This window comes from Rossellomorea oryzaecorticis, from assembly GCF_045897515.1.
GTDB lineage: Bacteria > Bacillota > Bacilli > Bacillales > Bacillaceae_B > Rossellomorea > Rossellomorea enclensis.
In genome coordinates, this window is record NZ_JBJOSA010000001.1 from 35,819 (window position 1) to 48,706 (window position 12,888).

Here is a 12,888-nt window from a genome sequence, read left to right on the forward strand (position 1 = left end):
TTTCAGATATTGCTTATCTACTCCCCTAATTTTAAAAACCCCTCCCCCAGCACACTGCCTGAGAAAGGGATCTTTTATATATTTTACAACCCCGGAAGAATCCCCGAGAATAAACTCAAAATCAAAACCGTCGTAATCGCCGTTAATCCGGCAATGAATCCGCCGAGTGTCCACGCTTTGAGCGTCTGCGGTACAGTCAGTTTACCGAATCTGTTCACAACCCAGAAGCCTGAGTCATTCGGAAGGGAAAGACCGATTCCGCCGGCACAGATGGCAAGCCCGAGTAAGATTGGTGAGACACCAAGTTCCACCGCCATCGGCCCCATGATGCTGGATGTCGTCACAAGGGCAACGGTTGCCGAACCGAGTGACGCACGCAGGATTTGCGAGAAAATGAAGGCAAGCAATAGAACCGGGATGCTCCAGCTTTGCATCGTCGCGATGAGATGATCACCAATTCCGCTTTTATTGATGACGGCACCGAACGCTCCACCGGCACCAGTTACAAGGATGATGATCCCCGCTGAGTTGATCGCTTCAGAATACAATCTGCTGTTTGGAACAGAGATATATGGTCTGAGCATGATGATCGCGGCGATGACACTTATGAACAGGGCAATGTTCTTATCACCGATGAAGCCTAATACACTTGAAAGTCCGGTGTCCGGGAATAACAGCTGCGATATAGTGTTGAGCAGGATGAGTGCAATTGGCAATGCCAGCATGAAGAAACTCAGGCCAGTGCTGATTTCTTTTTTCGGTGCATCTTCAAGACTCACAGCAACTTCCTCAACGGCGCCCGAATGGTTCATGCGCTTCCCGATGAATAATCCGTAGAAATATCCTCCGGCAAGTGTTGCCGGAATGGCTACAAGAATTCCATAAAGGATGAATAATCCAAGATCTGAGCCCGTGTTTTCCGCCACAACAAGCGGGCCTGGAGTCGGCGCGATCATGTTGTGGGAGACGATCAATCCTACACCTAATGCCGTTACAAAAGAAATCACTGAGATTCCTGTTTTCTTTGATAAACTTTTGATCAATCCGCTTAAGATGACGAATGCGGCATCGAAGAATACCGGTATTGAAACAGCCGTACCCGTCAAGGCAAGACCGGCCGGTGATTTTTTTACCCCAAATGCTTTTAATACTGCGGCAGCGATTTTTTCAATCGCACCGGACGCGCCGAGGAACTGTCCAAAGATGACACCGAGTCCGATCAGGATCCCGACGCCGGTCAATGTATTCCCGAACCCCTGGGTCACGGTGGCTGCCACTTCATTCAGCGGCATGCCGATCACGACGGCCGTTGCAAAAGCAACACCGATCAGTGATAAAAATGGTTCAACCTTCAATTTTAAAATCAAGAAAAAAAGTGCAGCTAACGACAGTAAGAAAATCACAATCAACATATTTCCTGTAACCATATTCTGATTACCCCCTTTGTTTTTATGAAGCTCCATTTATGATAAGCCGGGCCGCCTGGATTCCCCTCAGAAAAAGACGGCCCTGCTTTGAACCCTAAAGCAGTTACTTGCTTTCAAGTGTCGAGACAACATCTCTTAACGTGGTGACTGCTCCGACATTCCCCGGAAAAATGACGTACGGGATGAATGGGAACGTACTCTCTTCGCCTGTCTCCCAGACCGGGATCCCCGGTGCGATTTGACCCGCGACGGTCGCTCGTTTCACACACAACCCGTTTGTTCCGACATCGCTGGAGGTAATTCCTCCTTTAGCAATCAGGTAGTTCGGTCTTACAGAGAAGTCACGGACGATGCTCGTCACAGCATTTGAAATCTCGACGGACAGCTGTAGCTCCTGCTCTTCCATCCCGTCGCCGAGATCAAGCCGCTTTCTCTTCGTATAGATGACCGTACTGATTCCACCGGCTACCTTTGTTTCCGCTTCATTCCGCACCCGCGCGATTTCCTTCCTGAACGCTTTTTTATCCAGGACGAGATGAGCGTCGAACTCAATGAAGTGCAGAGAGGACAATTCCTTCAGGGCGTTCAATTGATCGGTCGTCTTTTTGACATGGGAACCGACAATGACCAGACCGCCGTTCTCCCTCTCCTCATTGATCAGCTCTGCCCTCGTTAACAACGGCCGAGAAGAAATATCCCCGATCACCTTGGTAAAAGCAGCAGCCGTCCGCAAGATGAAACGTTTTCCTTCTTCGATGGCGAGGATCAGTGCCGTCGCAAATACCCTGACATCCGATTCTTCAACAGCATTGACAACGACCTTGCCGAAGTCATTCACCCCGAGTAATTGTGCTTTAATCCCATCAATATCCAGGCTTCGGATGGATTCCAGAGAAATGTACGTGACGCCTTCTTTTGGAAAAACACCTTTTGTCTTTTCTTCGACCCATTCCCCTAAGTGACTCGACTTGTAGCCGAATGTCCGGTCCTTTGCGAATTCGGTTACCCCGGCAGGTACAAGTTCGGTTTCCTGTTGAACGAAGTGAGTGTTCTCGACCGTCAAGCGGCCGCCTTCTTTGAAAAACGGAAGTATGACCTCCCCGTCCACACGCCCGCCGCTTTCAGCTTCCATCGACCGTCTCAGAACATCCGTCTCAAGCGGATAATGTCCTCTCAGCGTCGAATCCCCTCGGCTGATTATCAAATATGGAATACCCAATTTCTTTGAGATGAGCTCTGTTCGTTCCGCAATATCCCGGTGAACCTGCTCGGTTTCTTTTGCCGTGAAAGCTCTCGAATTTGTCAGGATGAAGAACATCTGCCCCTCTTCCAGGAACCCAAGTTCAATGGTGTCTTCCTCCCAATCGGTGTATACCGAAACGTCGTGGACAGTCTGGACACCAGTCGGATCGTCATCAAGGACGATGATTTTATGCTTGAATCCAGGCCTGACTTTTTCCCATAGCTCATTTACTGTTCCTTCATCAACAGGCTGATAGGATGATAGGATTTCATCGACATTCCTTGTTTTCATCACTGGCTGACACCCTTTACTTCAAAATTCGCAAGCTTCTCGTAGTGTTGGATGAGTCCGCCGTGATCATCGGCTGCTTTTCCGTCAGCCATCAAAGAGTGATACATCTCGAGCACCTGGCTGGAAAGCGGAAGCGGCACTCCGATTGAGTGGGCTGTATCCATTACATTGGTCAAATCCTTCGCGTTGATGTCAATGCGTCCGCCGGCAACGAAGTTCCGCTCCAGAATCAACGGAACCTTCGCATCAAGCACCGCACTTCCGGCCAGTCCTCCTCGGATTGCTTCATACATCTTCTTGATGTCGATCCCTGCTTTCGATGCTAACGTCAGTGCCTCTGACATCGCGGCAATATGCACATTCACCAGGATCTGGTTGGCGAGCTTCGCTGTCGTACCGCACCCATTGTCCCCAACAAGAGTGATATCCTGACCCATCACGTCAAAGTAAGGTTTCACCTTTTCATAGATATCTTCTTTTCCTCCGACCATGATGGCAAGCGTCCCGTCGATCGCCTTCGGCTCCCCGCCGCTCACCGGGGCATCGAGCATTTCCATCCCCCTGGCTTCAAGTGCTTCGGCAATCCCTTTCGATTGAACGGGAGAGATCGAGCTCATATCGACGACGATTGCTCCATCATTCGCACCGTATATGACACCGCTTTCACCAAGGACAACACTTTCCACATGCTCACCCTTAGGAAGCATCGTGAAAATGATGTCACTCATCTCCCCTACTTCTTTTGCAGAACCGGCTCCCCGTGCTCCTGAGCCCACTAACTCTTCCACTGCTGACTCATTAATATCAAACACGGTTACATCGTAGCCACTCTTAACCAGATTCAGTGACATCGGTTTTCCCATGATGCCAAGACCAATAAATCCAAGTCTCATATTTATTCCCTCCTGATGAAATAAAGCGTTTTCATTTGTTGTCACCAATTGTACACAATAATTTATATTTTGCATACAAAAATATATGAAATGTATACAAAATTATTTTCCGTTAGAACTTTCAAATCGTCCCAACTCGTTCTATACTTTTAGGAAGGGCATTATTTTTTAATAGCCGAATATGTAAAAAAGACAAACAGGAAGTCTTTCATTGGAGTCGATTTAGTTGAAAAAGAAAACACAGCAGCATGCTTATTTACAATCTTATGAATATATACGTGACCAAATCTTGAATGGAGAACTCGAACGGGGCACAAAGCTGATCGAGGAAAAACTTGCGGAACAACTCGGAGTGAGCCGGACACCGATCCGCGAATCCATGCGGAAACTTGAACAGGAAGGGCTTGTGAAACAAAAGCGAGTCGTCAATCCGACCGACATGGACCTCCGCCACTACTTCCAGGTCCGAATCCTCCTCGAAGGATTCGCAGCCCGGTCGGCCGCTACCTATATGAACGAAGCAGACCTTAACCAGCTGAAAGAATGCATCGACATCGGCAGGAACGGCACAAACGAAGAAATCATGGAAGCCAACAAACAATTCCACGACATCATCGTCAACGCCACCAACAATCCCGTCATGGTCGACACCATCGAACGCATGCAGTCAATCATCTATTTATTCAGGAAAACCGTTGTTTATCATAACCGGCCATTCCTGATTGATGAACATCAGGAGATTTATGATGCGATTGTCGCTCATAATGGGGATGAAGCTGAGAGGTTGATGAAGGAGCATATACAAGCGGATTTGGAGTTTTGTTTGCATGTGATGCGGGGGTAAAAAAAAGCTGGGCAATGATACCGAATGTTCGGTGATCATACCCAGCTTCTTTTACGACTCTTGTCCTATCAATCTAACTTCTCAATATTTGAGCTGTATTTTTCCATCACCCCAACGAGCTTCACCCGTAAATCCTCCAACCATCCAGGATGACCGCCGCCTTCCTCAATATCAACAGCCCTGATCAACCTGGCAAGGGAAATCAAATTGTGCATCCTCTCGAAACCAGATGCCGACTTAAGTATATCCAGATCGAGATCCGTTTCACTCTCATAACCTTCTATAAATATTTTGGTCACCGGATTTTCCCCATCAAAATCCCCTGCATCCCTTAATGCATACACAATATCCGCGGCATACCAATGTACCGATGAGTCATCAAAATCAAGCATTCCGATTGTTTCATGATCAAACATCACATTGTCCAGCTCAAAATCATAATGGATGAGCCCGTAATGTTCTTTTGATAAGCTCAACCCGTCTGCCCATTCAAGCAGCCTGTCACACTCTCTATGCGCGGACAGTTCTTGCTTCGGAAGGATATCTTTTACTGCTATCAAACGTTCTTTCCAGCTTGGGCGATTCACCCTGAATCCTTCAGGCAGCTGTTTAAGATGTTCATGAAGATTTCCGAGGGCCTTCCCCCACAGATATACCTGCCGTTCTGTCATCTCTTCCAAATCAAGATGGTCACCTTCCATCGCTTCGAATACGACAGCATAAAACGTCCCTATATCAGTTTCCGCCACTTCGATATCATTTCCCTTTATTGATGGTACCGGTTTAGCCACATTCAGCGACTTCTCCCCGAGATACCTAACGATGGCAAGTTCTGCTTCAATCGACAGATAGTCCCTTTCTGAAGAATCATTGAATCTTAGAAAATACTGCTTTCCGTCTAAAGTGAATGTTAAAACAACATTCGCACTCGCCCTCACAATCGCCACAGAGTCTTCGTCAAACCCCCACGGGTCAAGAATTTGCTCAATGAATGAATCACCCTCTTCACTGTACAATCTGTTCATCACTTTTTTCATCGTACTTAATTTCATCATGTTACCGACTTCCCCTCTTATGATTATTGAAAAAACTCAATAAGCACGGGGCTTTTTCTACATAAAAAAGGAGAGCCAAATCAAAAATCTCCGGCTCTCCTGTCAATTTTAAAGATGCTGGTGTAACGTTCTTAAGATGGAAGCCCTGCGTCCGGCCCATCCATTATGATCTTTTCACAACGGGGAAGGCGGACGAACTTATTGAATTAACAGACATACACCTCACCCCTTCCGATTAAAGTTACTATAATAATAAACTAGATAATTTTGGAAAACAAGAAAAACTTCTTTTATTCCCCTCTTAAACTCTTATACATTCAAACTCCCCCCTTACGCTCCTGACTCATATGCATCTGCTTCATCACACACCTCGCAATCGGCTGCGCAACCAGTAGCTCAATCCACAAAGCAATCCCGAAATTCCGCGGCCAGATATGAAGGAAATTCTCAATCGGGGCCATGCTGATTTGTTTCGTTCCGATCCAATTCCCGATGATGGACAACAGGATGGATAAAACCGTAACAGTAAATAGCGTTTCAAATAAAACCCTGGCATTGAATCCATCCGCCTTCTCCACAAATTTAGGCATCAGCTTCCCGACAATCGGTCCTGCAATCAGGGTGACACAAAAAATTACGACCACCCACATGATCGGAATGATCTTCAAGGTATCCGTGTATACGTCCATGCTGAACCCGCGTTCCAATCCGACGATGATCGGGGCAATCGTGTTCACTGAAATAATGGATATGATCAACAAAAAAAGGATCCCTTCTTTTCCGTTCCTCGGCAGCCTTGTCTCTGTGTACATAGTATTTGTCATGTTCAACATCCCTTCTCTTTAGCACCTTGTCATTATAGCGATAGCGGGACTGCCTTCATAAGTGAACATTTTGTGAACGTTTTTCATTTCATAACCTATCGAGAAATGCAATAAAACCATAAAAAGGCCCCGGCTTACAAAGCCGAGGACCCATCTTCAAGCAACCCGTTTCCCTTCCACATCCCTTGCCTCTTTCTTCGGCAAACGGCGATTTCTAACTCTCTTGAACACCCCTGCCAACCCACTCGGAAAAGCCAGGAGTACAACAACATATAAAAACCCTAAAATAATTGTCCATCGTTCAAAAATCGGATACTGCATCGCTAACTCCGACAGGTAGTGACGCAAGAACTCGATGATTCCTGCTCCCGCAATTGCACCTACTAAGGTTCCGACTCCTCCGATCATCGTCATCAAAAGTGCGTCGAGTGTGACTTCGATGGAGAAGACGTTTGTATTGATGAATCGCAGCGAGATCGCATATAACGCTCCGCTGAACGCTGCCACCATCCCCGCTGCAACACTCGCCATCAATTTATAGTGCAAAGTCTTGAAACCCAAGGCTTCCGCACGATACTCATTCTGGGAAATGGCCTTCAATACTTTTCCCGTCGATGATTCGGTGAAAAGCTTAAGCAGGATGAAAATGACCATCACTGAGCATAGAGCAATGAAGTAAAAAGACATCCGGTCCTTGAACACATCAGGGACAGTGAAGGTAAATCCGTCACCGCCAAGGGTGAGTGCCCTCCATTTCTCTGCCAGTACCAAAAACAGTTGGGATACGGCCAACGTTAGCATGGCATAGAAATGGCTTTTCAACCTCAGGCTTAATAGTCCGATGATATAGCTGACAACAGCCGAGAGCACCACCCCTATCAATATCCCTAATAAGAAGTTAAGCAGCGTGGGTTCTTGTCTGTTAAATAGAATCGCAACGCTATAAGCCCCGATACCAAAAAACATACAATGTCCAAAGGAAACAATCCCGGTATAACCGAGCAAAAGGTCAAAGCTCATGGCAAAGATGGCGAAAATAAAAATCTGGGTGAAAAGGATAAGCATGCTCCGTGAATCGTTGATAAATGGGAACAACAGAAGGCTGAGAAATACAGCACCTCCCATATAAAGTGAAATCCGATTGGTCACACCCATTAGATCGCCCCCTCCTTTTCCCCCATCAGTCCGGTTGGTTTCACCAGTAGGACAAGTGCCAGCAGCAGCATATTCAGAGCAAGGGAAAGATCAGGAACATAGTAGGCCATGAATGCTCCTGCTACACCAACGATTAACGATGCATACATGGAGCCCTGCAGGCTTCCCATACCTCCAATGATGACCACAATGAACGCTAGGATAGCGTACTGCATCCCCATCTCGGCAAAAACAATCCCTGAATAGGGAGCCAAGAGTGATCCCCCCAATGCTGCCAATGCAGACCCAAGCAGGAAAACAAAAGTGAACATCGCCTTCACATTGATCCCAAGTGCCTGCACCATTTCTTTATCCAGTACACCCGCCCGGATCATCAATCCGATCTTCGTCCGACTGAGAAGCTGCCACAACCCAATATAGAGAATAATCCCGACAAGGATGACGAATAACCGGTATTTAATCAAGATGATGTCTCCGAATTGGTAACTTCCCTGCAACCACTCCGGCAGATTCACCCTGATTGGATTCGGTCCCCAGAACACCTTGATGCTTTCTGTCAAGACGAGCATTCCGCCCAATGTAATCAATAATTGCCGGACATGATTCCCATACACGGGACGAATGAGGAAACGTTCCAATAGCCACCCGATCAACATCCCTGCAGCAATCGCTCCTATAGTCGACAATAAGAAATTCCCTGTCTCATTAAAAATCCATGCTCCCATAAATGCTCCCCAGACAAACAAACCTCCGTGGGCAAAGTTCAAGACATCCATCAGTCCAAAAATAAGGGTAAGTCCTGCTGCCAATAAAAAAATTAAAAGTCCTGTTGATACCCCATTCACAAGCAGATTAACCATCACTTCCAACTAAACTCACCTCCCTCTATCGATTACGCAATGCCTAAGTATTTTTGACAGGTTTCCCGGTCCTGAACTAAGGAAGCCATCTCTCCGTTCAGAACAATCTTTCCATCATCCATAATATAAAAATCATCCCCGATACGGCTTGCCATCATGAAGTTCTGTTCGACAAGCAGAATCGTTGTTTTCTCTTTCATTTTTAGAATCGATTCCATCAGCTTCTCCACCATGATCGGCGACAGCCCTTTACTGGGTTCGTCTATTAATAGAAGACCATTTCCGTTGATATAAGCTCTTGAAATCGCAAGCATTTGTTTCTGTCCGCCAGACAGAACGCCGCTTTTTTTCGTCCAGTATTTTTTAAGATCCGGAAATAGGTCCAGCATCCACTCTACTTTTTCCTCCGCCTGGGAATCACCTTTCATTTTTGCCAGGCTGAAAGTTTCCTGGACGGTCAACGTTTTAAAGATACCCTGATTTTCTGGTACATAGCCTATCCCTTTTCTCGAAATCAGATGAGGAGAGATACCATGAATGGGTTCATCTCCATACTGGATCGTTCCTTTGCTTGCAGAATTGAACCCCATGATGGAACGCAGTGTCGTCGTCTTCCCCGCTCCGTTCCGCCCTAATAATACGGTGATGCTACCCCTCTTCACCTCAAACGAAACACCATGAAGAATATGATATTGCCCCAAATAGGTTTCAAGGTTATCCACTTTTAATAGACTCACTGTGCATCCCTCCTAAATATGCCGTTTGGACCCGTTCGTCTTTAATGATTTCTTTCGGGTCCCCCTTTGCCAGCAGTTCCCCATTAAACAAAACGATCAGTTCATCGGAGAGATGAAGGACCATTTCCATTTTGTGCTCGATTAACACAATCGTATGGCGCCCCTCACTTTTAATCCGTTCTATCACTTCGAGAATTGCCGGGATATCATCAACAGAGATCCCAGCAGTCGGCTCATCAAGAAGGAGCAGCTCGGTCTTCAATGCAAGAAGCATCGCAATTTCCAGCTTTCTCTTATCACCATGGGCCAAATGCTGGGCAAAAACCTCCTTTTTATCGGACAGCATGCATTTCTCCGCCAGTTCATCCGCTGCCGTTAGCTGTCTTCTTCGTAAAGAAAGCTTTGGAAAAATAGAATAATAGTCTTTACCGGCCGCTTGTAGGCTAAGCCGGATGTTTTCAAGAACCGTGAGTTCAGGAAAGATATTGGTCAGCTGAAAGGAACGACCAATCCCTCTTCTCACCCTCATCGGAACGGGCAATTTCGTCACTGTCTCCCCGTTAAATGAAATGTCCCCTCTGGTAGGCTTAATTTGACCGCTTATGAGATTAAATAACGTCGTTTTCCCTGCCCCATTGGGTCCGATAATAGAAACAAGCTTCCCTCGTTCAATGCATAAATTAACATCGTTAATCACTTGGTGTTCACCGAACGACACACATAGCTGGTTGGTTGTCAAAATTGCTGGCATTTTCGGCACCTCCTAAGGTAAAAGCCTTCAGGAAGCATGAAGCGCTTCCTGAAGGTGAAAAATCATTGTTTATTTCGGACCGGCGGTTCTGTTTCGTCCATCTTTAACTCTCTGATCAACACAGGGACCGGATGATCGACTCCATTCTGTTCCTCTAACGAAATTGCATAAAGGGATTGAAGCGCTTGATGGTCTTCCGGACGGAATTTCATCGTTCCTTTAGGCGTGTCAAATTCCATTCCTTCCATCGTCGAAATCAAGGTGTCGACATCGTTATCCCCCTCAGTTTTCTTAAGGGCTTCCACGATGGAAATTGCCGAGGTCATCCCGCCTGCCGTAAATAAATCAGGGATCCGGCCGTCAAATTTCTTTTTATGTTCCTCTACCAGCCAGTCGTTTACTTCATTATCCGGAAGGGTGTGATAATAAATAGAGAAACCGCTCATCCCCACAAGGGAGTCCATTGTTTTCAAAGAAGCAATGTCCTGGGCTGCCGTAGAGATCTTGATGCCCTGATCCTCTACTTTCATGTCCTTCAGCTGCTTCCATGGGGCATTCGAACCTGCCCAAACAATGAACAGATAGTCCGGCTTTTCATTAATAATCGTTTGGATGTTCGCAGTGAAATCCGTTGAGTTCGGATCAGCATACTGCTCATTGACGAGCGTAGCCCCAAGCTCCTCGGCTTTTTCTTTAAACGCCGCCACTCCTTCACGTCCATATGCATTATCCTGTGCAAGCGTGGCGATTGTCACATCCTTCTCAGCAATCGCAGCCGCACCCGCTACAGCATCCTGAGAGGAGTTCCTTCCCGTCCTGAATATAAATTTGTTCCAGTTTTCACCTGTTATACTATCGGCTACTGCCGGTTCGACGACCATGATCTTTTCATATTCCTCTGCAAGGGGAAGGACCGCTAACGTGTCCCCTGAGCTCGATGAACCAACAAGGAAATCCACTTCATCCTCTTCCAGAAGCTTTGTTGCCTTTTTTACCGCAACGTCCGGCTTGGTTTCCGTATCCTCTACGATGAATTCAATCTTCTTTCCTGCAATTTCATTCGTACCATCTGTCGCATACTCTAGACCTAATTCAAATCCATCGACCGTTTGTTTCCCATAAGCCTCAAGAGCCCCAGTCAAAGAAGCCAGCACCCCGATCTTGATTGTGTCTTCATCCGAGCTTGCCTGTTCCCCCGAACATCCTGCAGTCAAAATAACAACGAAACTAATCAACAAAATGGCTAACGTTTTCAATTGAAGTTTTCCACTATTCATTGTAATCCCCCTGAATGTTTAATTTCTTTTAAAGAATTGAAGTTTGTTTAGTAGTCCGGATGCGATGATGACATTCCCATTCCTGTAGTGTGAAGTATTCATCCTCAACCTTCCCACCGCAAAACCGTAGCAGCCCAGGTATATCCAGTACCGGCACTGACAGTGACCGCAATATCACCCGGATTTAAGAGTCTTCTTTCCTGTGCAAAATGAAGTCCGATACATGGATCAAGAGATGACATGTGGCCGTGGTGGTCTAAGTACATAGCGTTTTGTTCTGGAATTCCCAAGGAGTCGAGTAGTTCGTTCAACATGGAGCGTTTTGTGTGCAGAGGCAATAATAGTTTGACTTGGTGAGGTGTATAGCCGCTTTTTTCAAGTGCTTTTCTTATGACGAGTTCAAAGTTGGGGATGGATACGGGATCTAGTCTTTCTTTCATGGAGGCGGGATCTTTCACATCAATATAATGCATCCCTTGTTCAACGTTCTCGGAGCCCGCAAAATGAATGGATCCTCCTGCCGGGACCATCACATCGTCGTGAAAGGATCCGTCCGTTACAATGTGGCTTTCAAGGATTTCACTGTTGGCTGCCTCTCTTGAAACCAGGGCCGCTGCTCCTCCATCAGCAAAATTGAACATGAATCGTGACCGTGGATTGGCATAATCAACGATCTGTGATTCCTTGCATCCCCCGACAAGCAGAATCCGGTCAATCGATGAGTCTGACCTGATCATATCCTTGGCTACCTTTAATGCAATCGGGAAACAGGAGCTCACATTCATCATTTCAAAGGCATAGGCATTTTTCGTTCCCAATTCGTGCTGGATCTTCGGTGCACTGGACCATACGTAATAATCTTTGTGAGGACTTCCGAAATAAATAACTACATCAATGGACAGCGGGTCATGTTGTTTCAGTATTTCTCTACCCGCTGCAATCGCGAGGTCCGAGGCATGCATCGTTTCGTCCGATACATGTTTTTCATACAACCCGAACTTCTCAATGATGACCGACTCAGGAATCCCGGTTTTACCTGCCAGTTCATGTGCTGTTTCTACTGTTGGGGAAAAATACACCCCTGTTGCTTCCACTCCGATTCCCATATTTAAATCAATCTCCCTTCTTCCGGCACCATCATTTTCGCCGTGCCTGTCAGTACAAGCTTTTTATCCTGATTAAAGCACTCCGTCAGTAGCGTCAGGATCCTTCTTTCTTCATCAATTTCCTGGATGGTCGCTTTGGCTGTGACCGTATCCCCGATGAAAACCGGAGCTTTGAAACGAATATTCTGCTCCACATAGATCGAGCCTTTCCCGGGGAGATGTACCCCCAATAACTGGGAGAGCAGGCTGGATGTCAGCATCCCGTGGGCGATCCGCTGCTTGAATCGGGTCTCTTTTGCATACTCCCGGTCGATATGGATCGGGTTGAAATCTCCACTTAACCCGGCAAAAACGACTAAATCAGTCTCCGTCATGGTTTTGCTGCATGACGCTTTCTGTCCGATGGCAAATGTGGTCATGTCTTC

General features: G+C 46.5%; 13 protein-coding genes. 1 reads left to right on the forward strand and 12 read right to left on the reverse strand.

What is annotated here, in order from left to right; genetic code table 11:
- Window positions 1-83 precede the first annotated feature (83 nt).
- From ACKA06_RS00195 to garR, 3 genes are all read right to left on the reverse strand, one after another.
- Complete coding sequence (locus ACKA06_RS00195) at window positions 84-1,427, reverse strand: GntP family permease (protein WP_197670166.1); 1,344 nt, start codon at window positions 1,425-1,427, stop codon at window positions 84-86.
- Between the two features lie 103 nt (window positions 1,428-1,530).
- Window positions 1,531-2,961: a four-carbon acid sugar kinase family protein gene (locus ACKA06_RS00200; protein ID WP_411158949.1), complete on the reverse strand. Its 1,431-nt coding sequence runs from the start codon at window positions 2,959-2,961 to the stop codon at window positions 1,531-1,533.
- A complete protein-coding gene (gene garR, locus ACKA06_RS00205) occupies window positions 2,961-3,860 on the reverse strand; it encodes a 2-hydroxy-3-oxopropionate reductase (RefSeq protein ID WP_411158950.1) in 900 nt (299 codons plus the stop codon). Before garR ends, ACKA06_RS00200 begins: the two co-directional genes overlap by 1 nt.
- A gap of 220 nt (window positions 3,861-4,080) precedes the next feature.
- Here garR and ACKA06_RS00210 point away from each other — a divergent pair, with 220 nt between their 5' ends.
- Window positions 4,081-4,698, forward strand: coding sequence for a GntR family transcriptional regulator (locus ACKA06_RS00210; RefSeq protein WP_411158777.1), 618 nt, complete (start codon window positions 4,081-4,083; stop codon window positions 4,696-4,698).
- A 68-nt stretch (window positions 4,699-4,766) separates the two neighbouring features.
- Here the strand turns inward: ACKA06_RS00210 and ACKA06_RS00215 are convergent, their stop codons facing one another.
- The 9 genes from ACKA06_RS00215 to ACKA06_RS00255 form a co-directional block, all read right to left on the reverse strand.
- Window positions 4,767-5,753, reverse strand: a complete 987-nt coding sequence (locus tag ACKA06_RS00215) for a phosphotransferase enzyme family protein (protein WP_411158778.1) — start codon at window positions 5,751-5,753, stop codon at window positions 4,767-4,769.
- A gap of 317 nt (window positions 5,754-6,070) precedes the next feature.
- Window positions 6,071-6,577: a hypothetical protein gene (locus ACKA06_RS00220; RefSeq protein WP_411158779.1), complete on the reverse strand. Its 507-nt coding sequence runs from the start codon at window positions 6,575-6,577 to the stop codon at window positions 6,071-6,073.
- Between the two features lie 156 nt (window positions 6,578-6,733).
- Entirely contained in the window at window positions 6,734-7,732 is a 999-nt protein-coding gene (locus tag ACKA06_RS00225) for a branched-chain amino acid ABC transporter permease (RefSeq protein ID WP_411158780.1), read from the reverse strand.
- Window positions 7,732-8,601 carry a branched-chain amino acid ABC transporter permease gene (locus tag ACKA06_RS00230; protein ID WP_411158781.1) on the reverse strand — a complete coding sequence of 290 codons (870 nt, stop codon included), beginning with the start codon at window positions 8,599-8,601 and terminating at the stop codon, window positions 7,732-7,734. The genes ACKA06_RS00225 and ACKA06_RS00230 overlap by 1 nt, the downstream gene beginning before the upstream one ends.
- 23 nt (window positions 8,602-8,624) lie before the next feature.
- Entirely contained in the window at window positions 8,625-9,329 is a 705-nt protein-coding gene (locus tag ACKA06_RS00235; protein ID WP_411158782.1) for an ABC transporter ATP-binding protein, read from the reverse strand.
- Window positions 9,307-10,080: an ABC transporter ATP-binding protein gene (locus ACKA06_RS00240; protein WP_411158783.1), complete on the reverse strand. Its 774-nt coding sequence runs from the start codon at window positions 10,078-10,080 to the stop codon at window positions 9,307-9,309. Before ACKA06_RS00240 ends, ACKA06_RS00235 begins: the two co-directional genes overlap by 23 nt.
- A gap of 62 nt (window positions 10,081-10,142) precedes the next feature.
- Window positions 10,143-11,357: a substrate-binding domain-containing protein gene (locus ACKA06_RS00245; RefSeq protein ID WP_411158784.1), complete on the reverse strand. Its 1,215-nt coding sequence runs from the start codon at window positions 11,355-11,357 to the stop codon at window positions 10,143-10,145.
- A 104-nt stretch (window positions 11,358-11,461) separates the two neighbouring features.
- Complete coding sequence (locus ACKA06_RS00250) at window positions 11,462-12,463, reverse strand: 3-oxoacyl-ACP synthase (protein WP_411158785.1); 1,002 nt, start codon at window positions 12,461-12,463, stop codon at window positions 11,462-11,464.
- A gap of 2 nt (window positions 12,464-12,465) precedes the next feature.
- Window positions 12,466-12,882 carry a MaoC family dehydratase gene (locus tag ACKA06_RS00255; RefSeq protein ID WP_411158786.1) on the reverse strand — a complete coding sequence of 139 codons (417 nt, stop codon included), beginning with the start codon at window positions 12,880-12,882 and terminating at the stop codon, window positions 12,466-12,468.
- Window positions 12,883-12,888 lie beyond the last annotated feature (6 nt).